Here is a 22,272-nt window from a genome sequence, read left to right on the forward strand (position 1 = left end):
AGGCCAAAAACTGTCACCCATCCAAGGCCAAAAACTGTCACCCATCCAACCGGGCTAAATCGTCACCTCTCTATCCGCTGGACAGGGGCCCGCCGCGCAGCGGTGGGAGGGTGAGGGGTCACACCCTCACCGCTTATCCCAAACGCCCTGCCGGCACGCCGTCGGACGTCTAAACCCCTCACCCTCCCAAGCTTCGCTTGGGCCCCTCCCTCTCCCTTTGGGAGAGGGCTTCAGGACTCTTCCTTCCACCCGTTCCGCAGCAGGTCCACCGCCAGCAGGTGCGCGGCCTCCAGCGTCATGTCCTCCAGCTGCTCCAGCAGGTCCAGGCGATGCTGGGGCGACCGGGTGTGGGCGTACAGCGCGCAGATGGCGTGCAGGCGCGCCCGCACCTCCAGCCGCGGCGACGGCGCCTGCAGCAGCGGCGAGGTCTCGGCCAGTTGGGCCGGCGCGTCGCCCTTGCGGCCGAAGGCCCGCTGCGGCGCGTCGAACTCGAGGGATTCCAGGCCCGGCCAGTCGAGGGCGTTCATCGTCTTGCTCCATGCACCTTGGGAAAACTCATGCGACCAACGCCGCCGCGCCGCACCGCAGGCCATTGACCCGCACATCGGCCTCGCCCACGCCCACGCCCAGCAAGTCGGTCAAGGCGATGATCAGGCCGTCCAGCGGGGCCGCCGCCGCCGCCAGCACCGGCTTCAGGGCCGCCAGTATGATGCTGTCGCCCAGGCCCAGGGTCAGGATGCTGTTGAGGAGCACGACGTCGAGATCCAGATTGGTCAGCAGCGAGGCCGTGGCCGCCGCCAGGGCGTCGTTGGTCTTCACCGTCTTGATCGCGCGGGCCTTCACGTCGGCGTCGGTGAAGTTCACGGTCTGCCAGGTCGCCCCGCCGATCGCCACGTCCGACTTGCCGGTCACCGTGAACAGCGGCGCCTTCACCAGGTCGGTCTTGGTCACGGTCAGGGGCTGCTTGAAGTCGTCGAGGCTATCGATGTCGATGTCGCCGATCTTCAGGGAACCAATGCTGGGCTTGACCTCCAGGGCGGTGGTCTTGTGGCCGCAGTCGATGCTCTTCAGCTTGGCCTCTCCGGACGCCAGCTCCACCAGAAGCGGCAAGCGCACCTGGGCCAACCCGCCCAGCAGCCCCGACCCCAGCAGCTTGGTGTCGATGAAGAGCCGCGTCTGGGCGGTGCGCACGATCACCGTCTTGTCCTTGGTGACGGTCATGTAGGGCGCGTTGTTGAGGGGCTCGCCGACCGCCAGCCAGACATCGACGTCGGCCAGACCCGGCACGGTCGCGCCCAGGTCCAGCTTGACCTGCCGGGCGCCCTGGCCGACCTGCAGGAGCGCCTGGGTCAGGTCCATGGCGTTCAGCGCCACCAGCGCGCTCTGACCGCCCGACACATGGTCCTGGCCGCCATAGGGCCCGAGCGAGACCAGGGCGTCCAGGTGGGCCTTCTTGCTGTTGCCGGCCGAGACCGCCAGGGACCGCGTCGCCGCCGCCGCCTGGGTGTCGCCGGCGGTGGTCAGGGCGTCGGCCAGGGCCTGGAGGGCCTGGCCGGTCGTCAGGTCGGCCGTGAGCACCTCGTTATAGGTCGCCGCCTCGAGGTCCAGGCGCGTCTTCACCGCGTCGAGATAGCTGAACAGGGTGACGTCGCTGGCGATCAGGGCGTTGTAGTCCATCACCGACAGATTGACCTGGCTGCCGATCAGGCCGCTCAGCAGGGCGTTGGCCAGTCCGCCCTGCAGGCTGAGCAGGCGCGTGCCGATCGAGAAGCTGGCCAGGTCGGCCCGCGCGGCCGTGGCCTGGCGCTTGATCGGCATGTAGGGGCGGCCCACCAGCGCCGCGCCGAAGAACAGGTCGGCCTGGCCGCTGACCGACACCTTGACGGCGTCGGCGTCGACGCTGGTCAATTGGAAGCGTTGCGCCACCGGCACGGCGGAATCGGCGGCGTAGCGCCCGGTGGTCACTTGCACCTTCAGCGGCGCGCGCCAGCCTTCGCCGTTGGCCTTCACCGTCGCCTCGGCGGCGACCTGGGCGCGGGCGATGTCGTTGGCCGCCGACATCGCCGCCAGGTCGGCGACGCCTTGCAGGCGGCGGGTCTGCAGAAACACCGAGCCGGTATCGACCGCCAGGGCGCACAGGGCGATGAGCATGGTCAGGGAAATGGCGGTGACGACCGAGATCGCGCCGCGCCGGTTCTCGCGGAAGGCGCTGAGGGGCGAGCCACGCATCGCGCCCTCAATAGCCTCCCATCTGGATCGAGGCCTGGCGCGCGATCTGGTCGGACGGCATCGGCGCCACGCCGCGCGCCGCGAAGGCGAAGGAGTCGGCGGCGTTGTAGGAGACCCGCACGGTCAGCCGGCCGTCCTTGTCGATGACCGTGGTCGACACCTTGCTGGGGGTCAGTTGGGCGTAGTCGCCGGCGCCGCTGGTCACCGACGCCTTGGCCAGGCTGGCGCGTTCGGCGACGGTCATGCCGGGGATGGCGGCGCGGGCGGCGTCGTTGGCCAGTTGCTGCACCGAGTGCGACATCCAGAAATAGCCGCCGTAGCCCATGATCCCCATCATGATCAGGATCAGCACCGGCGCCAGGAAGGCGAACTCCACCGCCACGGCGCCAGAATCCTCACCCCGAAATCCGAACCTCGAACCCAGCCTTCTCGCTTGCCTTTGCATCGGTCGATCTCCTGACGCGAAAGTCGCGCCTAGAGATTTCCACGGCCAAGCATGCGAGTCCGTGTATACGTAAAATGCGTAATTTCCGTACTTCACGGCGACTGCGTGCCTCGCCCCCCAGTGGTCGCCCTTCATTGTCGCTCAACTCTCGCGATGGTATTTTCCCCAGGAGGGCGGCGGGTTTGCTGGGGAGCGATCACTGGCAAGTCGGAGAAACCGGATTCTCTGTAGTTTCTGGAGAGGCCATGAAAAATCCCGTCGTCGCCGCGCACGCCACCGCCGGTGAAGTCAGTCGAAATTTCGGCCAATGGCAGGATGTCGCTCTCACTGGGCCGGTGATCATCACCCACCATGGCCGCCCACGCGTCGTGCTGCTGTCGGCCGATCGCTACGCCAGCTGGAGCGACATGCCCGAGGTCGCGGGCGCCGCCGGCGATCGCACCGCCGAGACCAGCCGCGAAGCCATTCTCGAACACCTGGCCGAGGGATTCATCGCCCTGGACCCCACCCTCCACGTCACCTCGGTCAACCCGGTGTTCGAGGCCCTGGCCGGCCGCAGCGCCGGTCAGCTGATCGGCGCCAACTGGAGCGACCTGTTTCCCCTGGCGCCCCAGGCGGTGATCGCCGAACAGATGCGGCGGGTGCTGCGGACGGGCGAGGCGGTCGAGTTCGAGGCCGACTCCACGCTCCAGAGCGGCCGCTGCTACGGGGTCCGCGTCTTCCCCTATCCGGACGGCGTGGCGGCCCTGTTCGTCAACCGCACCGAGGAGCACGACCTGCGCAACCGGCTGCGCTACGCCCAGGCCATGCGGGCGGCGACCGCCGCCCTGCCCCAGCTGGCGGTGGCCCGGCTGAACATCCGCGGCGTGCTGGCCGAGATGGACACCGACTTCCTGCGGCTGACAGGCTTTTCCAGCGCCGAGCTTCTGGACTGCCGGCTGACCGACATCATCCGCCCCACCGACCGTCGCGCCCTGACCCAGGCCCTGGAGAAGGTGCTGCAGGGCGGTCCGGCCGCGCGGGTGGCGACCGCCCTGATGGTCAAGGCCGGCGACGAGCGCCCGGTCGAGCTGTCCCTCGCCCCGATCCTGCGCGAGGGCGCCGCCGACGGCGTGATGGTGCTGATGATGACGGCGGACGAGGCGTAGGGCGCTTGGGCGGTTGAAATCGGGAGCGCCGTGCGTCCTTCAACGCCTACTGTCCGCAGCTCCTAGCTGTAGCGACGCACAATAATGGATGCCTCAACGCGAGATTCATGGCGTTTTTCGACGCGAATTAGCTGACACGGATAGTGTCGGCTAATCCACAGTGTACGAGACGCGAACCACATTGGTCGAGACTGGCGCACGCTATTTGAGATCGACGCACAGTCAATGAGACGCACGCATCGTGCCTGACAAACTTCCGAGATGTGCCCGGTTAGTGCTTTTGAACATACTGTAGCGAACAAACCTTGGGGTCGGCGCTATGGCGCGGCCGTCTCTTTCCCGCCCAGCGCGACCTTTTCCCGCTTTCCGGTTTGCGGGTCCGTGCGGTGAAGGTGAAAGGCCGCGTAGCGCTTCTGAGCTTTGCCAGACGACGCAGTCACGCTAGGACGCTACAGTTGCGAGCAAAGCAGGACGAATACATATGGTAGCGAGTTGGGCGCGAACTCCAGAACAGAACAAGGCGCTCGCGATCAAGCGGGTCCAGGTATTCCTCGACCACGTCAAGACGCTCTCGTTCGGGTTCATCGGAGCGGCCGCATTGACCCCGACCTTCAGGGGTCAGACGATCGGACCAGATGGCTGGCTCGTGATTGTGGTCTGTGGCCTCATTCTGGGCTTGATGGTATTGTTCGCTGATCACGTAAGGTGAGTGTGATGGAATTCAGCGCAATGAACGCGACGATGCTGGGGGTCCTCGGAGCCCTTGGCGCGATCGGCGTCCTCCTCCAGCTCCAGGTCATCAAGGCCGACAAAGCCGTCGCAGCGGACCTGGCCGAGCGTCAGAAGGCGGTTCCCGAGCCAGAGTCAAAGCCACAGCCCACGCGTCGATGGTTCAAAGGCACGATCAGGCACGGCCGCACGGCCGATCTTACAGAGGTTCCAGCCGTCACGCTGGACGTCGAGGGCGGCGGCGGTTTCGCCATCATCGGTGATCAGGTAGTCGCTGTGCCGAAGGCGCTAGAGGGCATCTACAAAGGCCGGCGATTTTTCTGGTCGATCACCGATCCGAACATCTCGCCTGTCAGCGGATCTGTCATCTCGCCCTCCGCTGGCGCAGAGTTCAGCAAGAAGGGTCTGAAGGGCTTCCTGTAAGGGACCTGGTGTTTCCCATCTCTGGTGCCACTCGACCACAGGACTCCACGATAATCGATCGCGAACTTTTCGAGGCCGCTGACATAGCGTCGACCCACTACCTGCTCCTGAAGAGCGACCTTCCCTCGCCTCTGGATATGCGCGCCGCTCTGAAGCGTCTCACAGATCGTACGTCAGTCTCAAATAACCTGCGTCCGTCTCAAGCTATGTGACTTGAGTCTCGTTTATTTTGCGTCGGCAGACACGTACAGTCTCCGCTAATTCGCGTCGAATTACGCCATGAATCTCGCGTCGAACCGTTCACTATTGCGCGCCGCTACACCTAACCCTCGGCCTGGACCTTGAGGCTGGCCAGGCCGGTGTCGAAGTCGGCGCCGATCATCTTGTCCATGTTGAAGAACACGCCCATCAGCTTGTGCATGTAGGGCGCGGGCCCTTCCATCGTCCAGGTGACGCGGGTGGCGTCGCCCTGCGGTTCCAGGGTAAAGACCACCTTGTTGTGGGCGGTGAACGGCTTGGTGAAGTTCAGGTCCAGGGCCACCTTGGACGAGGCCACGGCCTGGGTGATCTTCATGTCGCCCACGCCGGCCTTGCCCTTGCTGTTCCAGCCATAGGTCGCGCCGGCGCCCGCCGCGGGGCTCGAGAAGGTCCGCTCCATGGCCGGATCCAGCTTCTCGTAGGGCGACCACGCACCCCAGCGGTGGAAGTCCTGGATCTGGGCGAAGATCGTCTCCGGCGGGGCCTTGATCACCGTCGAGCGGGTGACGCGGAAGATGTCGGGCCGGGTCGCCGCATAGCCCAGCAGGGCGGCGATCAGCACGACGATGACGATGGCGATGATCTTGATCATCCTTTTGTTCCCTCTGTTGGTCTTGGCGGACGGGACCGGCGACCGGTCCCGTCCAATCTTTCAGCCCTAGGTTTTGCGCATTTTCTTCACGCGAACCGGCATCCACTTCGCTCGAAAATGCTCTAAGCCTTCGGCGTGGTGGCCAGCGACCACGAGAAGCCGAACGGGTCTTTCAACTGGCCGTAGCGGTCGCCCCAGAACATCAGCTGCACGGGCAGGGTGACCTCGGCCCCGGCCGCCACAGCCCGGTCGAACCACTTGTCCACGTCGTCGACCTGCAGGTGCAGGGTGAAGGCGCCGGGCTTTTCCAGCGCGTAGCCGTGGTCGGGATAGGCGTCGCTGAGCATCAGCGAGTTGCCGTTGACGCGCAGGTGGATGTGCATGGTCCGGCCCTGTTCGTCGACCGGATGGCGGAACAGGTCCTGCGCCCCGAAGGCCTTCACATAGAAGTCGGCCGCGGCGGTGGCGTTGCTCGGCGACAGATAGGGCACGATGCCGCCGACCGGCGGCGGGCTGGCGGCGAGGGGTTGGGCGTCGGTCATGGTCGATTCTCCTGTTGGAGCTTGTTGCTGTGAGTAGTGATCGAGCGGGCCCGTTCAGGGCTTCAGGTGGACGGCCGCCTTGAAGCTGCCGTCCATCAGGAAGGGCACGGACTCGTGTTCGTGGACGATCGTCCAGGCGCCGTCGCGCTTGCGCAGGCCCAGGGTGGCGCGGAACCACAGATCGACGACCTCGCCGTCGGTCTTGGTTCCGGTCATGTGGGCCAGGCCGTGGACGAAGGCGACATCGCCGGCCACCGCGACGGCCGGATCGGCCAGGACGTAGCCGATCGGCCCCGTCCAGGTGTCGAACCAGCCCTGCAGCCCCTCGGCGTCCGGACCGGTCGTGCCCAGCGGCGGCGCCAGGGCGTACAGCGTCAGGTCCTCGCCCGTGACGGCGGCGACGCCCGCCGCGTCCTTGGCGCCCAGGGCGGCGGCCCAGGCGTCGACGGCGGCGCGGACAGCGGCTTCTTCGCTCATGGTCGTTTCCTTCTTCCGGCGCCCCGCGGGGCGGCATGCTCGAAGGACGAAGCCGACCCGGGCGATCCGACAGAGGCCGCGAATTATTTTTCGGCCGCCGCCCCGTCCGTCATCAACCGGTCCAGGTGCAGGCGGATGTGCGAAGCCTCGGCGGCGGTGTTGGCCAGGGCGATGGCCTGGTCGAAGGCGGCGCGGGCCTCTTCCCGGCGTCCCAGTTGCAGCAGCAGCCCACCTTTCAGGCCGAAGAAATGGAAATAGCCCGACAGCCGGGGCGCCAGCGGTTCGATCATCGCCAGGGCCGCCTCGGGCCCCGCCACCTTCGACACCGCCACCGCGCGGTTCAGGCTGACCACCGGCGACGGCGCCAGCTGTTCCAGGTCACCGTACAGCAGGTCGATCCGCGCCCAGCTGGTGTCCTGGGCCCGTTCGGCGCGGGCGTGCTCGGCGGCGATCGCCGCCTGCACCAGGTAGGGCCCCGGTCGGCGATGGCGCACCGCCTTGTCGATCAGGGCCAGGCCCTCGGTGATCATCCGGCGGTTCCACAAGCCTCGGTCCTGGTCCTCGAGCAGCACCACCGCCCCCTCGGCGTCGAACCGGGCCGGGGCGCGGGCGTGCTGCAACAGCAGCAGCGCCGTCAGGCCCATGACCTCCGGCTCGCCCTGGAACAGCCGCAGCAGCAACCGCGCCAGCCGGATAGCCTCGTCGCACAGCGAGCCCTTGGCCTGCACGGCCTCGCCGCTGGCCGAATAGCCCTCGTTGAAGATCAGATAGACCATGGCCGCCACCGCGTTCAGCCGCTCGGCCCGCTCGAGCGGGCCAGGCGTGTCGAACGGCACGTCGCCGGCCCCGATCCGGGCCTTGGCCCGGGTGATGCGCTGCTCCATCGCCGCCTCGCTGACCAGGAAGGCGCGGGCGATCTGCCGGACCGACAGGCCCGAAACGATGCGCAGGGCCACGGCCACCTGCTGGGTGGCCGGCAGGTCGGGGTGGCAGCAGATGAACAGCAGCCGCAGCACGTCGTCGCGATAGTGCTCGCCGTCCAGGCGGTCGGCCAGGGCGGCCTCGGCGTCGTCGAGGTCGGAGATCAGCTCTTCCGACGGCAGGGGCGCGGACTTGCTGCGCTTGCGCACCCCGTCCAGCGCCGCGTTGCGGCCGACCAGGATCAGCCAGGCGGTCGGATCGCGCGGCGGGCCGTTCTTGGGCCAGGCCTTCAGGGCCCGCAGGCAAGCGTCCTGGAAGGCCTCCTCGGCGGTGTCCAGGTCGCGGAAATAGCGCAGCAGCGCCGCCACCGCCTGCGGACGGGCCGCGGTCAGGGCCGCGTCGATCCAGGCCCCGTCCATGCCGGCTCCTCCCATGCTCGCCATCTCGCTCATGCGCCGAACCGTTTCATGGCCCCGCCCAGGACGGTGCGGACGGCGACGGGCCGGTACAGGCCGATCGGACGGATTTCATAGGCGCCGGCCCCGGGATTGGCCATCGCCAGTTCGCGCGCGGCGTCGATCGCCTGCTCCAGCCCGTCGCAATCGACGACATAGAAGCCCAGCAATTGCTCCCGGGTCTCGGCGAACGGGCCGTCGATCACCAGCACCTCGCGGCCCTTGCGCAGGGTGACGGCGGTGGTGGTCGGCAGCAGGCGGGCCACCGGCCCCAGCCGCCCTGTCACGGCCAGCTTCTGTTCGACGATCGCCAGCCTGCTCATCACCGCAGCATCCTCCGCCGAGGTCCAGGCGCCGACCACGTCCTCGCAACTGTAGCAAAATATGGCGTAAAGCATCGGACCGCGCACCTCTCGTTCCCAGGACGATCAGCGACGCCTCAACCCGACACGCGGCGGTAAAATTCGCGCCGCCTCGCGCCGCCCACGGTGAAGTAGCCATATTTCGAACAGGGCGCTCCCCCATGGTTAACTGGCCTGGAGCGACATCGGGCAAGGGGGATGCTGCTCAGCCGGGAGTCGTTCGTGTTTCAACTTGTCTCTGTTTTCATCATCGTCTTCCTGCTCGCCATGCTGGCCTGGCCGAGCGTGGCGCCGCGCCTCAAAAACCTGCGGCGCAGGCGCAGCCGGCGGCTGCGGCGGTATTTCCAGGACTGATCCCCAGCTGGACGACACGCCGCGCGGCCGTGGTGGCGGGCACGCCCGCGCCGAGGCGCTGCACACCCAGGGCCTCTTCTGACCGACCTGAGGAGGTTCCCGTTCCTGACGGAACGTCAGCGCGCACGAGAATCCGTCGGGACTCTTCGCGGAACAGCGCGTTGGACGATCAGCCTACTTGGCGCCCGCCTCGTCGAGTACTTTTATCTCCGCCAGGATATCGTTCGAGATGTTGAGGCACTGCTGTCCGGTGAGGTTTTCCTTTCCGGCGTCCGCCCGTCCCTTCGCATAGAGTGAACTCCAGAGGCCGGCGATAGCGTATTGATCCTTGATCTGGTCGGGATTGTCGCCGCCCGACATCGATTTGACCATGTTGTCGGCAGTGGCTTTCGGAAAGTACTGCTCACAGACCCCGAAGATGTAGGCCACTTCTCCCAGCAAGCTCATGCGCTTCTGGTAAACTTCAGGACTATCTTCCGCCAATGCTGGTCCCGTCAGGACCAGCAGAGCCGCCACGGCCAGCACTACGCGCATCTCGAAATCCCCCAACCCTGGCGCGAAGGTATGCGTCGGGGTCGGAAAGCTCAAGCTGCCGTTGCGCTTGCCGCATCGGCCGCGAAGGGTCGGGAACGCGGCGTCAATCGTGAAGGGCCATCATGCGTCAAGGCAAGCTGGCGGAGCTGGTGAAGAAACCGCCGACGCCCAGAACACTCGGTTGGGGGCGTTGGTGGCTGGGGGCGGGATCGAACCGCCGACCTGTGGGTTATGAATCCACCGCTCTAACCATCTGAGCTACCCAGCCCGCGCGAAGCGGAGGCGGGCTTATAAGCGCAAAGCGGGGGCGGCTTCAAGCCCGTCCGAGCATCAGATCGAGCACCGCGTCGAGACGCCGCTTCAGGCTCTCCGGACCATAGTCGGCCAGCACCTTGGCGCGGGCCGCGACGCCCAAGGCCACGGCGGTTTGGGGCGCGGCGATCAGGCCCGCCAGGCTGGCGGCCAGGGCGGCGGCGTCGCCCGGCGGGACCAGGCGGCCGTCGACGCCCTCGGCGATCATCTCGACCGGGCCCGGAATGGCGCTGGAGACCACCGGCAGGCCGACGGCCATGGCCTCCAGCAGCACCAGCGGAAAACCCTCCTGGTACGACGGGAAAGCGAAGACGTCGCCGGTGGCCAGGAAGGCCGAGACGTCGCTTCGCCAGCCGACCAGGCGCACGCGATCGCCCAGGCCATGCTCGGCGATCAGCCCCTCCAGCTTGCCGCGCTCGTCGCCCTCGCCGGCGATCTCGGCCTCGAAACCCTGCCCCTGGTCGCGCAGCTGGGCCAGGGCGACGACCAGCACGTCGAAGCCCTTCTTGGGGTGCAGACGGCCGGCGGCGACAATGCGGGGCGCGCAAATCCCGTCCTTGAACGGCGTCGCCAGGACGGCCGGCGGCCTGACGGCGTTGGGCACGAAGTGGACGCGGTCGGCCGGGACGCCACGCTCGATCGCCAGATCGGCCAGGTGCCGGCCGACGCAAATATAGTGGGTGCGGGTGGTCTCGACGTCGAAGGCCGGCTTGTGCACGCAGACCGCCAGCACCGCCTCGGGCGGGGCGACCCTGGCCAGCAGCCGGGCCGGGCGCTGGCCGTGGCTGAGGATCAGGTCGGGGGTCCTGGCCTTGACCAGCCGCCGGGCCGCGCCCAGCGTGACCGGGTCCCAGTCGGTATAGGCCGGCAGGGTCGCCAGGGGCGGAACGCGGCGCGCCTCCTGGGCGGCGACCTTGCCGCCGGTCCGCACCACGCCTGTGGCCGCGCCGCCGCTGGCGGCCGCATAGGCCTCGAGGATCGGCTGGTAGTCGAGGAACACCTGCTCCAGGCCGCCCAGACCCTTGCCCAGCATGGCGTGCAGGATGGCGGTCAAGGCGGACTCCGCGAAACAGGCCAGGGCGTGGCGAGGCCGGACCTTCGTCGGGGCGCCCCTGGAAGTCAACGTCGCACCCCTTCTCCCAGACTGTCATCCCGGGCGTAGCGCAGCGAAGACCCGGGACCGCCGAAAGCGCCGGCGCTCAGGCCCCGGTCCCGGATCGGCGCGCTGCGCGCTTGTCCGGGATGACAACGAAAGTTGGCGCGTTCCAAGGCAGGTAAGGTCTGATGACAACCGGACGTCGCGATGACAACCTAATCACCTGCCCGCCCCCAACTGGACAGTCCCCATGCGTCTTCGCCACCTCACCCTCGTCGCGCTCGCCCTGTCGGCCTGCGGTCCCGCCGGCCAAGTCCAGGCCCTGCCGAACCCGCCGGTCCAGACCGCCGCGCCCAACGCGCCCGACCAGAAGCCCGCCTTCCCGCAGCAGACCCGCGCGCCCGAGGAGAAGCTGGGCGTCGCCTACCAGGTCGAGACCCTGGCCACCGGCCTGAACCATCCCTGGAGCCTGGCCTTCCTGCCCGACGGGTCCAAGCTGGTCACCGAACGGGCTGGCGCCCTGCGGATCCTCGGCGCCGACGGCAAGCTGTCGCCGGCCGTCGCCGGCCTGCCGGCGGTCTATGCCGAGGGCCAGGGCGGCCTGCTGGACGTGGCGCTGGACCCCGACTATGCCAGGAACGGCCTGATCTACTGGACCTATGCCGAGGCCCGCAAGGGCGGCGGCAACGGCACGACGGCGGCGCGTGGCAAGCTGGTCCCGGGCGCCGCGCCCAGCCTGGAGAACGTCCAGGTCATCTGGCGCCAGGCGCCGGCCCTGGACTCGTCCCTGCACTTCGGCGGCCGCCTGGCCTTCGCCCGCGACGGGGCGCTGTTCGTCACCACCGGCGAGCGTTCGATCCTCCCGGGTCGGATGCAGGCCCAGCACCTGGACGCCGCCCTGGGCAAAGTCATCCGTATCCGTCCCGACGGCTCGATCCCCGCCGACAACCCCTATGTCGGCAACCCGCAGGCCAAGCCCGAGATCTGGTCGATGGGCCACCGCAACGTCCAGGGCGCGACGATCAACCCGTGGACCGGCCAGCTGTGGACCGCCGAGCACGGCGCCAAGGGCGGCGACGAGATCAACACCCCCAAGGCCGGCAAGGACTATGGCTGGCCGACCATCACCTATGGCGAGGACTATTCCGGCAAGCCGATCGGCGACGGGATCACCCAGAAGGCCGGCATGGAGCAGCCGGTCTATTACTGGGACCCGGTGATCGCCCCCTCGGGCCTGGCGTTCTACGACGCTGGTCTGTTCCCGGCCTGGAAGGGCAGCCTCTTCGTCGGCGGCCTGAAGGGCTACCTGGTGCGCCTGACGCTGAAGGACGACAAGGTAGTGGGCGAGGAGCGCCTGCTGTCGGAGCTGAACTTCCGGATCCGCGACGTGCGGGTGGGCCCGGACGGGGCGGTGTACGTGGTCACCGACGAGGACGACGGGCGGGTGCTGAGGCTTTCGCCGAAGGGGTAGGGATAAAGTCCTCCCCCTGTGGGGGAGGTGTCGGCGAAGCCGACGGTGGGGGGAGTGATAGGCGGTCGACCGGCGCACAAGTCCACCGCCCCAAGCTCCCCCCACCGGTCGCTACGCGACCGCCTCCCCCACAGGGGGAGGACCTCCTGCCCATCCTACCTCGGCTTGCCCTTCCGCGCCTCCCACAGGCTCGCCGCCAGCGACGGCTTGCCCTTCAGCAGGGTCGCGGCGGCCATGCCCGCCAGGAACGACGCCGTGGGATGGGCCTGCATCAGGCCCATCACCCGCTGCTCCAACGGCGGCTGGCGGACGCGGTCCCTGTGCTGCTTCTGCAGCAGGGCCCAGACCGCGACCACCACGGCCGCCACCGCCGCGACGATGGCGTAGGCCCAGGCCGCGCCGACCCACTGACTGAGAAAAGCGAACACCGCCATCGCCCCGGCCACGGCGGCGATCGCGGCGGCCATGATCAGCCCCGCCCCCGCCATCAACCGCGAAATCAGTTTGTCGATGAAGTCATCGAGCATCGCGCCCTCCTGAAAAGCCAAGATCGCAACGCGCGAAACGAGAGTTGGTGGCAAATGCCGTGCGTCCTTCGAGGCCTGCTGCGCAGGCGCCTCAGGATGAGGGTTTCAGAGCCAACTCACGGTCCTCATCCTGAGGTGCGAGCCGAAGGCGAAGCCTCGAAGGACGCAGGGCCTTACGCCGCCAGCCGCCGCGCGACCTCTTCGCCGATGGCCAGCGAACTGGTCAGGCCGGGGCTCTCGATGCCGAACAGCGCCATCAGCCCTTCCAGGCCGTGGGTGTCGGCGCCGCGCAGCTGGAAGTCGGGCTGCGGTTCGTCCGGGCCGTGCAACTTGGGCCGCACCCCGGCGTAGTCGGGAACCAGTAGGTCTTCCGGCACGGCCGGCCAGAACTTGCGGATATAGGCGGCGAAGGCGGCGGCCTTGGCCGGGTCGACCGAATAGTCGGGGGCCGGGACGTATTCCAGGTCGGGGCCGAACACCGCCTGGCCGCCCAGGTCGTTGCGGTAGTGGGTGCCCAGGGCCCCGTGGATCGGCGGCGGATAGATCAATCGCTGGAACGGGGCCTTGGCCGCCAGCCGGAAATAGACGCCCTTGCCGAAGTGGCCTTGCGGGATCTGGTCCTTCGGAAAGTCCTCGATGCGCGCCGCCACGGCCTGGGCCGACAGGCCCGGCGCGGTGACCAGCAGCCGGCAGGTCAGGGTCGCGGCCTCGGCCCCGCCGATCCGCACGGCAAAGCCGCCGCCGGCAAGGGGACTAGCGCCCTCGAACGGCGTATTGACCACCACCGCCCCGCCGGCCGCCTCGACCTCGCCCTGCAGGGCCAGCATGTAGTCGTGACTGGCGAACACCCCACTCTCCGGCGACAGCAGGGCGGCGTGGGCGTTGAGGCCGGGCTCCAGGGCCCGGGCCTGGGCGCCGGTCAGATGCTCCATGCCCTCGACGTCGTTGGCCAGGGCCTGGTCGAAGATCGTCTCCAGCCGCGCGACCTCGGCCTCGTCGGTGGCCACCACCAGCTTGCCGCACTTCTTGTAGTCGACGTGGTGCTTGTCGAGGAACGCGTAGAGCAGCCGCCGGCCCTCGACGCACAGCCGCGCCTTCAGCGAGCCGGTCGGGTAGTAGAGCCCGCCATGGATCACCTCGGAATTGCGCGACGACACCCCCTGGCCGATATGGCCCTCGGCCTCCAGCACCGCGACGACCAGGCCGCGCTGGGACAGGGCGTAGCCACAGGCCAGGCCCACGGCGCCGGCCCCCACCACGACGGCGTCGAAATCGAAGGCTTGGGTCATTTCAAGGTCGCCGAATGCTCGACCACGCGGATCAAGACCTCGCTGTCGGTCACCTCATAGAAGATGACATAGGCCCCATAGGGAAGCCGACGAAAGCGCGGATGACTACCGACCGCCTGGGCCATGAAGGGAAAGGGAACAAGCTTGTCCAGATCCGTGCGCAAGGCCGACACGAACCGCTCGGCCGCTCGCGGGCTGTCGGCCGCGATATGATCGCGGATGCGGTTCAGGTCCCGCACCGCGCGCGGCGTCACGACAAGCTTTCGGCTCACTCTCCGGCGGCCTCGGCGCGCGCCTTGAGGTCCGTTAGCATCTCCGAGAAGAACGCTTCCGCATCAACACATTCGGCGGGATCGACCACCTCCGCCTCAAGCTCGTCGAGAAGACTCTCGAGCTTTTCCGAACCGCCCACGATCTCGGCGGCGCGACGATAGTTCAACTCGGCCAGCTCGGCGGCGACGGCCTCCTCCAGCGACGAGAATTCGCCACGTTCGACCCGCGCCTGAAGATCGAAGGCGTCTTCGGGCGAAAGGGTCACGGCGACCGGGGCTGGATGGACCGGCTTGTTCATGCCCCGAGCCTATCACGAAGCCTGGGGCGCGCCAGTCTTCACCCCTCCCACTGGCTCCACCACGGAGCGACGACGCCGAAATCCGTTATCGAATATTCTTCGGCAAGCGAGCGCCGTGGATCACGCGCTCGATGAAAACATCCAGGTCGGAGAAGCGGTACAGGATGATGTAGGGCGGAAAAGATAGTCCACGAATACCCGCGCCGTAGATCGGCCGAGCCGGCCCCAGTTCAGGATTGTCGCTCAAGCCCGCCGTTCGCTCGACCAGCGCCTCGACGAACCTGCGCGCGGCACAAGGGCGGTCCTTGGCGATCCAGTCGCCAATGCCGATGAGATCAAGCTTCGCGCGACGCGAAAACCGGATCCGCCTCAATCGCCGCCCTCGCCGTAGCGCTGGCGCAATTCCGCGAACACGACTTCGGCGTCCAGATAGTCGCCATCCTCGATCGTCTTCTCGATCGACAACCGGATCGCCTCGACGTCGTCGGTGACGCCGAACTCCATCCGGTCGGCGAAGGCGCTGGCGGCCACAAAGATCGCTTCGCCCACCGATTCGAACACGCCCTTATCGACCAGCGGCTGGAACCGCGCCGCGAGGGACGGCGGGATGAAGAAGGTGTCAGGCGGGCGAACAGGCTTGTTCATGCCCCGAGCCTATCACGAAGCCCGGGGCGCGCCAGTCTTCACCCCTCCCACTGGCTCCACAGCGTCGCCGCGTCGGCCTTGGCGGTGACCACCGAGGCGTCCTTGACGTGGCCGTAGCCGCGGATGGCCTGCGGGACCGCCGCGATGCGGGCCGCGAGCGGCAGGCGCTCGGGGGTCAGGCCGCCGGCCAGGCGGTCGAGGGTGAGCTCGTAGTCGGCGAGCAGACCGCGCTCCATGCGGCGTTCCTCGGTCTTGCCGAACACGTCGAGCGGCCCGCCGCGCAGGCCCTTCATCCTGGCCATCAGCGGGAAGGCGTAGTCGAGCATCCAGCCACCGAACGCCATCTTGCGCGGATGGCCGTCCTTGTCCTTGGCGCCGATGATCGGCGGGGCCAGCCAGACCTTGGCCTTGCCGCCCTTGAAGGTCCCGGCCAGCTCGGCCGCGAACCGCCCGTCCGTGTACAGACGGGCGACCTCGTATTCGTCCTTGTAGGCCATCAGCTTGTAGAGGTTGACCGCCGCCGCCCGGGTCAGGGCCTCCCCGCCGCCGGCCGCCGCCTCGGCCAGGGCGACCTTTTCGATCCTGGCGGCGTAGCGCCTGGCGTAGGCCTCGTTCTGGTAGGCGACGAGGTCGGCGGTGCGCTTGGCGATCAGCTCGGCCAGCGGCATGGTCTCGGGAGTCGGCACGTCGGCGTCGCGCGGACCGGCCGAGGCCGGGTCGTGGGCGACGCGGCGGCCCAGCTCGAAGGCGGCCAGGTTGGACTCGTAGTCCACCCCGTTCAGCTTGATGGCCCGATAGACCGCGCGGCTGGACAGCGGGATCACCCCGCGCTGCCAGGCGAAGCCGACCATGATCATGTTGGCGAAGATGGCGTCGCCGAACTGGCTCTCGGCCAGGTGCTGGGCCGGGCAGGAATCGAACGACTTGGTCGCGCCCTTGATCCGGCGGGCCATGGCCCCGCTGTCGAAGCGGATGTCACGGCTGGTGACGAAGTCGGCCGTCGGGGCGAAGTCGCTATTGCCGAACGCCGCCGTGCGGTCCTTGGCGTAGAGCGACAGGCCCTCCGGCGAAGCGGCCACCAGCATGTCGCAGGCGATCAGCACGTCGGCGCTGGCGGCGGGCACGCGGCCGCCGACCACCGTCTCCTCGGTCTCGCCGATCTTGACGTGGCTGAACACCGCCCCGCCCTTCTGGGCCAGGCCCGTCATGTCGACCACGCTGCCGGCCCGGCCGTCGACGTGGGCGGCCATGGCCAGGATCGAGGCCACGGTGGTCACGCCGGTGCCGCCGACCCCGGTGAACAGGATCTTCCGCACGCCGTGGAAGTCGTCGAACACCGGCAGCGGCGTCGAGTCCGCCGTCAGGGCCGGGACCTTCTTGGCCTGGGCGCTCTGCGCCCCTTCCAGGGTGATGAACGACGGGCAAAAGCCGTCGACGCAGCTGTAGTCCTGGTTGCAGGTCGACTGGTTGATCTTGCGCTTGCGGCCGAACTCGGTGTTCAGCGGCTCCACCGACACGCAGTTGGACTTGATCGAGCAGTCGCCGCAGCCCTCGCAGACCAGGGGGTTGATGAACACCCGCTTGGTGGCCTTGGCCATCGTGCCGCGCTTGCGGCGACGGCGCTTCTCGGTGGCGCAGGTCTGGTCGTAGAGCAGCACCGTCGTGCCGGGGGTGTCGCGCAGCATCTTCTGCACGCTCATCAGTTCGGCGCGCGGGAAAACCTCGACACCGGGGGCCAGGTCCTTGATGTCGGCGTAGCGTTCCAGCTCGTCGACGACGATCACCGTCCGGGTGACGCCTTCGCTGGCCAACTGGCGGGTGATCTGGGCGGGGGTGAAGCCGCTCTCGGCCCGCTGGCCGCCGGTCATGGCGACGGCGTCGTTGAACAGCAGTTTGTAGGTGATGTTGGCCCCGGCCGCGATCGCCGCCCGGATGGCCAGCGAGCCGGAGTGGTTGTAGGTGCCGTCGCCCAGGTTCTGGAAGACGTGCTTCTCGGTGGTGAACGGCGCCGCGCCCACCCAGGTCAGGCCCTCGCCGCCCATGTGGGTGTTGAGGTCGGTCGAGGGGTCGTTGAAGCTGGCCATGTAGTGACAGCCGATGCCGGCCAGGGCGCGGCTGCCCTCGGGCAGCTTGGTCGAGGTGTTATGCGGACAGCCCGCGCAGAAGAACGGCTTGCGAGCCTGGTCGGCGGCCAGACTGACGGCGGCGACGCCGGCCGCCGAGACGCGGTTCAGATAGGCCTGGGCCCGCTCCATGTGCGGTCCCTCCGGCAGGCGGTCGTAGATCGCCAGGGCGATTTCGGCCACCGACAGCGAGCCCAGCTCCGACAGCAGCGGATGACCGTGCTCGTCCTGCTTGCCGATGATTCGCGGCCGGGCGTGGGCTGGCAGGTCGTAGAGGGCGGCGCGCGCCTGGGGCTCGATCAGCCCGCGCTTGTGCTCGATGACCATCAGGGTCTCGAGGCCGGCGGCGAAGGCCCGCATGCCCAGGGGCTCCAGCGGCCAGGGCATGCCGACCTTGTAGATCGAGACGCCCAGGTCGGCGGCCTCCTCCAGGCTCATGCCCATGGCGGTGAAGGCTTCCAGCACGTCCTTGTAGGCCTGGCCCTGGCAGACGATGCCCAGCCGCGCCTTGCCGACCCGCACCGAGTGGGCGCCCAGCACCACTCGGTCGATGCCGTTGGCGCGGGCGAAGGCCAGGGCGGCGGGCAGCTTGTGGAGACGCAGGCGGCGCTCCTTCTCCATCGGCTGGTCCTTCAGCCGGATGCCCAGGCCGCCGGGGGGCATGGGGAAGTTCTCGGGAATAACGAGCTTGTGGCGGTCCAGCGAGACGTCGATGGTCACGCCTGAGTCCATGGTGTCGGCCAGGGCGATCATGCCGACCCACAGGCCGCTGAAGCGCGACATCGAAATGCCCATCAGGCCGTAGTCCAGCACCTCCTGCACGTCGGCCGGCGACAGCACCGGCATCTCGAAGTCCTGGAAGGCGAACTCCGACTGCGACGGCAGGGTCGAGCTCTTGCAGGCGTGGTCGTCGCCGGCCACCGCCAGCACGCCGCCGGTCGGGAAGCTGCCGGCGAAATTGGCGTGCTTGAAGACGTCGCCGGTGCGGTCGACGCCGGGCGCCTTGCCGTACCACATGCCGAACACGCCATCATGGGTCGCGCCCGGGAACAGGTTGGCCTGCTGACTGCCCCACACGGCGGTGGCGGCCAGGTCCTCGTTGAGGCCTTCCTTGAAGACCACGTCGTGGGCGGTGAGCAGCTTGCTCATGCGCGCCGCCTGCTGGTCCAACCCGCCCAGGGGCGAGCCGCGATAGCCGGACAGGAAGCCGGCGGTGTTGAGTCCGTTGCGGGTGTCGAGACGCTTGCGATCGAGCAGAACGCGGATCAGCGCCTGCACGCCGGTGATGAAGGCGCGGCCATCTTCGAGCAGATATTTGTCGTCAAGCGTGACTTCCGAGTGCCGCATAGCAAAAAAATTCCTCCCGGGTCTTCCTGCCCGCACAGCAATATCTTATAGAAACGGGGAAATTGTTTGCCCAAGGCGTGCCCGGTTCATGGCCGGTTTGCGCACGATCAACGCACTAAACACCCTCTGGGGGAGGAATTCTTGTCCGAACAACTCGACGCCGTGGATGCCAAGATCCTCGATCTCATCCAACACGACGCCGGACTGTCTGTCGCGGAGATCGCGGAGCGGGTCGGGCTGTCTTCCAGCCCGTGCTGGCGACGGATCAAAAGGCTCGAGGACGCGGGCGTCATCCAGCGCCGCGTGACCATCCTGGACCGCGAGAAACTGGGCCTGGGCTTCGAGGTCTATTGCACCGCCAAGCTGTCGCTGCCGACCAAGGAAAACCTCGACACCTTCGAGCAGGCCGTCGGCAAATGGGCCGAGGTGGTGCAATGCGCCACCGTCACCGGCGCCGCCGACTACGAGCTGCGCATCGTCACCCGCGACATGCGCGCCTTCGACGAATTCCTGCGCGACAAACTGCTGTCGCTGGGCCTGGTGTCCAATATCGAGAGCCGGATCGTCATCCGCGGCGTCAAGAATTCCACGGCGGTGCCGCTGGGGCTGGTCAGTCCGTATGTGAGCCCGCTGGGCTGATCTTTCCAAGCCTCCCCCTGTGGAGGAGGCGATCGCGCAGCGATCGGTGGGGGGAGTTTTAGGGTCGAAGATCCGGCTTGGGGCCATCGTCCGATCACTCCCCCCTCCGTCATCCCCGACCAAGTCGGGGACGACACCTCCCCCACAGGGGGAGGATTTTTGTTCTAGAATCCCCCTCTCGCTCCCGCCACAATGCCGGCTCCACCCCACCGGAGCCCTCCCATGATCGACCTCGTCATCGACCAGCGCCGCAAGGACCTCGGCGGGTTCGAGGTGGGCCGCGTGCTGCCGTTCCACAGCCACCGGATGGTGGGGCCCTTCACCTTCTTCGACCACATGGGCCCGGCCAGCTTCGCGCCCGGCTTCCCGCGCAATGTCGACGTGCGGCCCCACCCGCACATCGGCCTGTCGACCCTGACCTACCTGTTCGAGGGCGAGATCACCCACCGCGACAGCCTCGGCTCGGAGATCGACATCCGTCCCGGCGAGGTCAACTGGATGACGGCCGGCAGCGGCATCACCCATTCCGAGCGCTTCGAGACCCTGCGCCGCGACGGCGGCGTGATGCACGGCATCCAGGCCTGGGTGGCCCTGCCGGAAGACAAGGAAGAGATCGACCCGCTGTTTTCGCACCATGGCCGCGACGAACTGCCCAGCTTCGAGGACAAGGGCGGCCTGAAGGCCACGCTGGTGGCCGGCAAGGCGTTCGGCGTCGAGGCCAAGGTGCCGGTGTTCTCGCCGCTGTTCTACGTGCACTGGGAGCTGGCGGCCGGGACCAAGGCCGGGCTGCCTGCCGAATATCCCGAGCGCGCCGCCTATGTCGCCACCGGCAAGGTCGAGGTCGGCGGCCAGACCCTGCACGCCGGCCAGATGGCGGTGTTCGCGCCCGGCGAGACCATCGTCTTCGAGGCCCTGGAGCCCTCGACGGTCATGCTGCTGGGCGGCGAGCCGATCGGCCCGCGCTTCATCGAATGGAACTTCGTCCATTCGTCCAAGGACCGCATCGAGCAGGCCAAGGCCGACTGGCGGGCCGGCCGCATGAAGCTGCCCGACCTCGACCACGACGAGTTCACCCCCCTGCCCGAGCCGCCGCCGCCCCCGCCGCCGATGTCTTGAGGCGAAGAGCGGAGGGGGACAGGCGCATGCGCCTGTCCCCAAGGGGCGCCAAGAGGGCCCGAACTAGGTCAGCCGCTCCGGGCCCAGATCCGCCGTCTCGTAGTGCGCCGACAGCTTCGCGCACGCCCCCAGGAACAGCCCCTCGATAAACGCCATCGTCCGCCCGGTCCTGGCGACGATCTCGGCCAGCGCGTGGCCCCGCCCCGCCGCCATGTCCATCACCGCCACCTCCCGCGCCGACAGGGCCCGCCGCGCGGCGGCCAGGCGGTCCTGAGCGTCCAGGCGCTTGAAGCTGTCGTCCAGGGCCAGGGTCTTGCGGTAGTCGCGGCCGTACATCGCCGCGGCGTTGGCGTCGGCGAAGCTGATCGCCGGGCCGGCGTCTTCGATCGGCGCGGGAAGAGGGTCTTCGGGGGGCACGGGATCTTCTAGCCCAGAAGGCCGTGGATGGGGACAGGCGCATGCGCCTGTCCCCACTTCCAGCTCTTGACCCCGCGCGCTGTCGGACCGATCACATTCCCATGACCGATCTCGCCCTCGAAACCTTCATCCGCGGCCTGCCCAAGGCCGAGCTGCACATGCACATCGAGGGCAGCCTCGAGCCCGAGCTGATGTTCGAGCTGGCCGCCCGCAACGGCGTCGTCCTGCCGTTCAAGACGGTGGACGAAATCCGCGCCGCCTACGATTTCTCCAACCTGCAGGACTTCCTGGACATCTACTACCAGGGCGCGGGCGTGCTGCTCACCGAGGCCGACTTCAAGGACCTGGCCCTGGCCTATTTCCGCCGCCTGGCGGCCGACGGCGGGACCCACGCCGAAATCTTCTTCGACCCCCAGACCCACACCGACCGCGGCGTGGCGTTCGGCACGGTGATCGGCGGGCTGACGGCGGGCATGGAAGAGGCCGAGCGCACGCTGGGCGTCAGCTCCAAGCTGATCCTCTGCTTCCTGCGCCACCTGGACGAGGCCGCCGCCTTCGCCACCCTGGAACAGGCCAAGCCCTATCTCGACAAGATCGCCGGAGTCGGCCTGGACTCCTCCGAGGTCGGCCACCCGCCCGCCAAGTTCGCCCGCGTGCTGCAAGCGGCCCGCGACCTGGGCCTCAAGGTCGTCGCCCACGCCGGCGAGGAGGGCCCGCCGGCCTATGTCTGGGAGGCGGTGGACCTGATCAATGTCGACCGCATCGACCACGGCAACCGGGCGCTGGAGGACGACTGCCTGACCGCGCGGCTGGTGCAGGACGGCACGACGCTGACCGTGTGCCCGCTGTCGAACCTCAAGCTGTGCGGGGTGAGCGACCTCAAGCACCACCCGCTGAAGCGCATGCTGGCCCTGGGCCTGAAGGCGACGGTCAATTCCGACGACCCGGCCTATTTCGGCGGCTACCTGCTGGAGAACTACCTGCAGACGGCGGAAGCGCTGGACCTGACCCGCGACGAACTGGTGACCCTGGCCAAGAACAGCTTCACGGGGTCGTTCCTCGGCGAGGCGGAGAAGGCCAAGCGGGTGGCGGGGATCGACGCGTACGTGGCGGCGGCGAACTGAAACCCTCTCCCAGAGGGAGAGGGAGGGGCCCATGGCGGAGCCATGGGAGGGTGAGGGGTTTAGACGTTCGACGGCGTGCCGGCAGGGAATGGGGCCGATACGGCGTAACCCCTCATCCTCCCACGC

At 68.1% G+C, this 22,272-nt stretch carries 25 protein-coding genes and 1 tRNA gene; 7 read left to right on the forward strand and 19 right to left on the reverse strand.

Features of this window, described 5'->3' with window-relative positions; genetic code table 11:
• Window positions 1-230: 230 nt before the first annotated feature.
• The 3 genes from ASD79_RS08755 to ASD79_RS08765 are packed head-to-tail and all read right to left on the reverse strand — an operon-like array spanning window position 231 to window position 2,611.
• Window positions 231-527 (reverse strand): hypothetical protein, encoded by a 297-nt coding sequence (locus ASD79_RS08755; RefSeq protein ID WP_007662489.1) that lies wholly within the window; start codon window positions 525-527, stop codon window positions 231-233.
• A gap of 28 nt (window positions 528-555) precedes the next feature.
• A complete protein-coding gene (locus ASD79_RS08760; protein WP_056720659.1) occupies window positions 556-2,229 on the reverse strand; it encodes a pilus assembly protein TadG-related protein in 1,674 nt (557 codons plus the stop codon).
• A gap of 7 nt (window positions 2,230-2,236) precedes the next feature.
• Complete coding sequence (locus tag ASD79_RS08765; RefSeq protein WP_235524374.1) at window positions 2,237-2,611, reverse strand: TadE/TadG family type IV pilus assembly protein; 375 nt, start codon at window positions 2,609-2,611, stop codon at window positions 2,237-2,239.
• 308 nt (window positions 2,612-2,919) lie between these two features.
• On the opposite strand from ASD79_RS08765, the gene ASD79_RS08770 reads away from it, so the two are divergent.
• Both ASD79_RS08770 and ASD79_RS08780 read left to right on the forward strand, forming a co-directional pair.
• Window positions 2,920-3,822, forward strand: coding sequence for a type II toxin-antitoxin system prevent-host-death family antitoxin (locus ASD79_RS08770; protein WP_056720663.1), 903 nt, complete (start codon window positions 2,920-2,922; stop codon window positions 3,820-3,822).
• 714 nt (window positions 3,823-4,536) lie between these two features.
• Window positions 4,537-4,974 (forward strand): hypothetical protein, encoded by a 438-nt coding sequence (locus ASD79_RS08780; RefSeq protein WP_056720667.1) that lies wholly within the window; start codon window positions 4,537-4,539, stop codon window positions 4,972-4,974.
• Between the two features lie 322 nt (window positions 4,975-5,296).
• Here ASD79_RS08780 and ASD79_RS08785 read toward each other — a convergent pair whose 3' ends face one another.
• The 5 genes from ASD79_RS08785 to ASD79_RS08805 all read right to left on the reverse strand — a co-directional run bounded on the left by ASD79_RS08785 (window position 5,297) and on the right by ASD79_RS08805 (window position 8,617).
• A complete protein-coding gene (locus ASD79_RS08785) occupies window positions 5,297-5,824 on the reverse strand; it encodes an SRPBCC family protein (protein ID WP_056720669.1) in 528 nt (175 codons plus the stop codon).
• A 122-nt stretch (window positions 5,825-5,946) separates the two neighbouring features.
• Complete coding sequence (locus tag ASD79_RS24575; RefSeq protein WP_056720672.1) at window positions 5,947-6,366, reverse strand: glyoxalase/bleomycin resistance/extradiol dioxygenase family protein; 420 nt, start codon at window positions 6,364-6,366, stop codon at window positions 5,947-5,949.
• Between the two features lie 54 nt (window positions 6,367-6,420).
• On the reverse strand, window positions 6,421-6,843 hold the full coding sequence (locus tag ASD79_RS24580) for a nuclear transport factor 2 family protein (protein WP_056720674.1): 423 nt from the start codon (window positions 6,841-6,843) through the stop codon (window positions 6,421-6,423).
• 83 nt (window positions 6,844-6,926) lie between these two features.
• Window positions 6,927-8,216: an RNA polymerase sigma factor gene (locus ASD79_RS08800; RefSeq protein ID WP_200952290.1), complete on the reverse strand. Its 1,290-nt coding sequence runs from the start codon at window positions 8,214-8,216 to the stop codon at window positions 6,927-6,929.
• Window positions 8,213-8,617 carry a YciI family protein gene (locus ASD79_RS08805; RefSeq protein WP_056720679.1) on the reverse strand — a complete coding sequence of 135 codons (405 nt, stop codon included), beginning with the start codon at window positions 8,615-8,617 and terminating at the stop codon, window positions 8,213-8,215. The genes ASD79_RS08800 and ASD79_RS08805 overlap by 4 nt, the downstream gene beginning before the upstream one ends.
• A gap of 162 nt (window positions 8,618-8,779) precedes the next feature.
• Here ASD79_RS08805 and ASD79_RS23790 point away from each other — a divergent pair, with 162 nt between their 5' ends.
• Window positions 8,780-8,935 (forward strand): hypothetical protein, encoded by a 156-nt coding sequence (locus ASD79_RS23790; protein WP_156400424.1) that lies wholly within the window; start codon window positions 8,780-8,782, stop codon window positions 8,933-8,935.
• 174 nt (window positions 8,936-9,109) lie between these two features.
• On the opposite strand, the gene ASD79_RS08810 is transcribed toward ASD79_RS23790, so the two are convergent.
• From ASD79_RS08810 to ASD79_RS08820, 3 genes are all read right to left on the reverse strand, one after another.
• Window positions 9,110-9,469, reverse strand: a complete 360-nt coding sequence (locus tag ASD79_RS08810) for a hypothetical protein (RefSeq protein WP_156400425.1) — start codon at window positions 9,467-9,469, stop codon at window positions 9,110-9,112.
• 191 nt (window positions 9,470-9,660) lie between these two features.
• Window positions 9,661-9,737, reverse strand: a tRNA-Met gene (locus ASD79_RS08815).
• A gap of 45 nt (window positions 9,738-9,782) precedes the next feature.
• Window positions 9,783-10,835 (reverse strand): glycosyltransferase, encoded by a 1,053-nt coding sequence (locus tag ASD79_RS08820; protein WP_056720682.1) that lies wholly within the window; start codon window positions 10,833-10,835, stop codon window positions 9,783-9,785.
• 292 nt (window positions 10,836-11,127) lie between these two features.
• Here ASD79_RS08820 and ASD79_RS08825 point away from each other — a divergent pair, with 292 nt between their 5' ends.
• The gene (locus ASD79_RS08825) at window positions 11,128-12,348 is read left to right on the forward strand and encodes a PQQ-dependent sugar dehydrogenase (RefSeq protein ID WP_056720683.1); all 1,221 of its coding nucleotides are present in this window, start codon (window positions 11,128-11,130) and stop codon (window positions 12,346-12,348) included.
• Between the two features lie 155 nt (window positions 12,349-12,503).
• Here the strand turns inward: ASD79_RS08825 and ASD79_RS08830 are convergent, their stop codons facing one another.
• The 7 genes from ASD79_RS08830 to ASD79_RS08860 form a co-directional block, all read right to left on the reverse strand.
• Window positions 12,504-12,875, reverse strand: coding sequence for a hypothetical protein (locus ASD79_RS08830; protein WP_056720685.1), 372 nt, complete (start codon window positions 12,873-12,875; stop codon window positions 12,504-12,506).
• Between the two features lie 173 nt (window positions 12,876-13,048).
• Window positions 13,049-14,164, reverse strand: coding sequence for an NAD(P)/FAD-dependent oxidoreductase (locus tag ASD79_RS08835; protein WP_056720688.1), 1,116 nt, complete (start codon window positions 14,162-14,164; stop codon window positions 13,049-13,051).
• Window positions 14,161-14,418, reverse strand: coding sequence for a type II toxin-antitoxin system RelE/ParE family toxin (locus ASD79_RS08840; protein ID WP_235524375.1), 258 nt, complete (start codon window positions 14,416-14,418; stop codon window positions 14,161-14,163). The genes ASD79_RS08835 and ASD79_RS08840 overlap by 4 nt, the downstream gene beginning before the upstream one ends.
• A 14-nt stretch (window positions 14,419-14,432) precedes the next feature.
• Entirely contained in the window at window positions 14,433-14,702 is a 270-nt protein-coding gene (locus tag ASD79_RS08845; protein ID WP_235524376.1) for a hypothetical protein, read from the reverse strand.
• A 118-nt stretch (window positions 14,703-14,820) separates the two neighbouring features.
• Window positions 14,821-15,108: a type II toxin-antitoxin system RelE/ParE family toxin gene (locus tag ASD79_RS24250; RefSeq protein WP_056720694.1), complete on the reverse strand. Its 288-nt coding sequence runs from the start codon at window positions 15,106-15,108 to the stop codon at window positions 14,821-14,823.
• On the reverse strand, window positions 15,105-15,380 hold the full coding sequence (locus ASD79_RS24255) for a hypothetical protein (protein WP_056720697.1): 276 nt from the start codon (window positions 15,378-15,380) through the stop codon (window positions 15,105-15,107). The genes ASD79_RS24250 and ASD79_RS24255 overlap by 4 nt, the downstream gene beginning before the upstream one ends.
• A gap of 38 nt (window positions 15,381-15,418) precedes the next feature.
• Entirely contained in the window at window positions 15,419-18,850 is a 3,432-nt protein-coding gene (locus ASD79_RS08860; protein ID WP_056720699.1) for an indolepyruvate ferredoxin oxidoreductase family protein, read from the reverse strand.
• A gap of 141 nt (window positions 18,851-18,991) precedes the next feature.
• Here ASD79_RS08860 and ASD79_RS08865 point away from each other — a divergent pair, with 141 nt between their 5' ends.
• Both ASD79_RS08865 and ASD79_RS08870 read left to right on the forward strand, forming a co-directional pair.
• Complete coding sequence (locus ASD79_RS08865; RefSeq protein WP_056720701.1) at window positions 18,992-19,489, forward strand: Lrp/AsnC family transcriptional regulator; 498 nt, start codon at window positions 18,992-18,994, stop codon at window positions 19,487-19,489.
• 222 nt (window positions 19,490-19,711) lie between these two features.
• Complete coding sequence (locus ASD79_RS08870) at window positions 19,712-20,605, forward strand: pirin family protein (protein WP_056720703.1); 894 nt, start codon at window positions 19,712-19,714, stop codon at window positions 20,603-20,605.
• Window positions 20,606-20,668: 63 nt separating this feature from the next.
• On the opposite strand, the gene ASD79_RS08875 is transcribed toward ASD79_RS08870, so the two are convergent.
• A complete protein-coding gene (locus ASD79_RS08875) occupies window positions 20,669-21,022 on the reverse strand; it encodes a hypothetical protein (protein WP_056720705.1) in 354 nt (117 codons plus the stop codon).
• Window positions 21,023-21,123: 101 nt separating this feature from the next.
• Here ASD79_RS08875 and ASD79_RS08880 point away from each other — a divergent pair, with 101 nt between their 5' ends.
• Window positions 21,124-22,146: an adenosine deaminase gene (locus tag ASD79_RS08880; RefSeq protein ID WP_056720707.1), complete on the forward strand. Its 1,023-nt coding sequence runs from the start codon at window positions 21,124-21,126 to the stop codon at window positions 22,144-22,146.
• Window positions 22,147-22,272 lie beyond the last annotated feature (126 nt).

It is taken from the genome of Caulobacter sp. Root655 (assembly GCF_001427665.1).
Taxonomy (GTDB): domain Bacteria; phylum Pseudomonadota; class Alphaproteobacteria; order Caulobacterales; family Caulobacteraceae; genus Caulobacter.

Bases quoted from the DNA above. Each gene is read 5' to 3' on its own strand.
- ASD79_RS08755 (WP_007662489.1), bottom strand. From the start codon at position 527: ATGAACGCCCTCGACTGGCCGGGCCTGGAATCCCTCGAGTTCGACGCG.
- ASD79_RS08760 (WP_056720659.1), bottom strand. From the start codon at position 2,229: ATGCGTGGCTCGCCCCTCAGCGCCTTCCGCGAGAACCGGCGCGGCGCG.
- ASD79_RS08770 (WP_056720663.1), top strand. From the start codon at position 2,920: ATGAAAAATCCCGTCGTCGCCGCGCACGCCACCGCCGGTGAAGTCAGT.
- ASD79_RS08780 (WP_056720667.1), top strand. From the start codon at position 4,537: ATGGAATTCAGCGCAATGAACGCGACGATGCTGGGGGTCCTCGGAGCC.
- ASD79_RS08785 (WP_056720669.1), bottom strand. From the start codon at position 5,824: ATGATCAAGATCATCGCCATCGTCATCGTCGTGCTGATCGCCGCCCTG.
- ASD79_RS24575 (WP_056720672.1), bottom strand. From the start codon at position 6,366: ATGACCGACGCCCAACCCCTCGCCGCCAGCCCGCCGCCGGTCGGCGGC.
- ASD79_RS24580 (WP_056720674.1), bottom strand. From the start codon at position 6,843: ATGAGCGAAGAAGCCGCTGTCCGCGCCGCCGTCGACGCCTGGGCCGCC.
- ASD79_RS08800 (WP_200952290.1), bottom strand. From the start codon at position 8,216: ATGAGCGAGATGGCGAGCATGGGAGGAGCCGGCATGGACGGGGCCTGG.
- ASD79_RS08805 (WP_056720679.1), bottom strand. From the start codon at position 8,617: ATGCTTTACGCCATATTTTGCTACAGTTGCGAGGACGTGGTCGGCGCC.
- ASD79_RS23790 (WP_156400424.1), top strand. From the start codon at position 8,780: ATGCTGCTCAGCCGGGAGTCGTTCGTGTTTCAACTTGTCTCTGTTTTC.
- ASD79_RS08810 (WP_156400425.1), bottom strand. From the start codon at position 9,469: ATGCGCGTAGTGCTGGCCGTGGCGGCTCTGCTGGTCCTGACGGGACCA.
- ASD79_RS08825 (WP_056720683.1), top strand. From the start codon at position 11,128: ATGCGTCTTCGCCACCTCACCCTCGTCGCGCTCGCCCTGTCGGCCTGC.
- ASD79_RS08830 (WP_056720685.1), bottom strand. From the start codon at position 12,875: ATGCTCGATGACTTCATCGACAAACTGATTTCGCGGTTGATGGCGGGG.
- ASD79_RS08835 (WP_056720688.1), bottom strand. From the start codon at position 14,164: ATGACCCAAGCCTTCGATTTCGACGCCGTCGTGGTGGGGGCCGGCGCC.
- ASD79_RS24255 (WP_056720697.1), bottom strand. From the start codon at position 15,380: ATGAACAAGCCTGTTCGCCCGCCTGACACCTTCTTCATCCCGCCGTCC.
- ASD79_RS08860 (WP_056720699.1), bottom strand. From the start codon at position 18,850: ATGCGGCACTCGGAAGTCACGCTTGACGACAAATATCTGCTCGAAGAT.
- ASD79_RS08870 (WP_056720703.1), top strand. From the start codon at position 19,712: ATGATCGACCTCGTCATCGACCAGCGCCGCAAGGACCTCGGCGGGTTC.
- ASD79_RS08880 (WP_056720707.1), top strand. From the start codon at position 21,124: ATGACCGATCTCGCCCTCGAAACCTTCATCCGCGGCCTGCCCAAGGCC.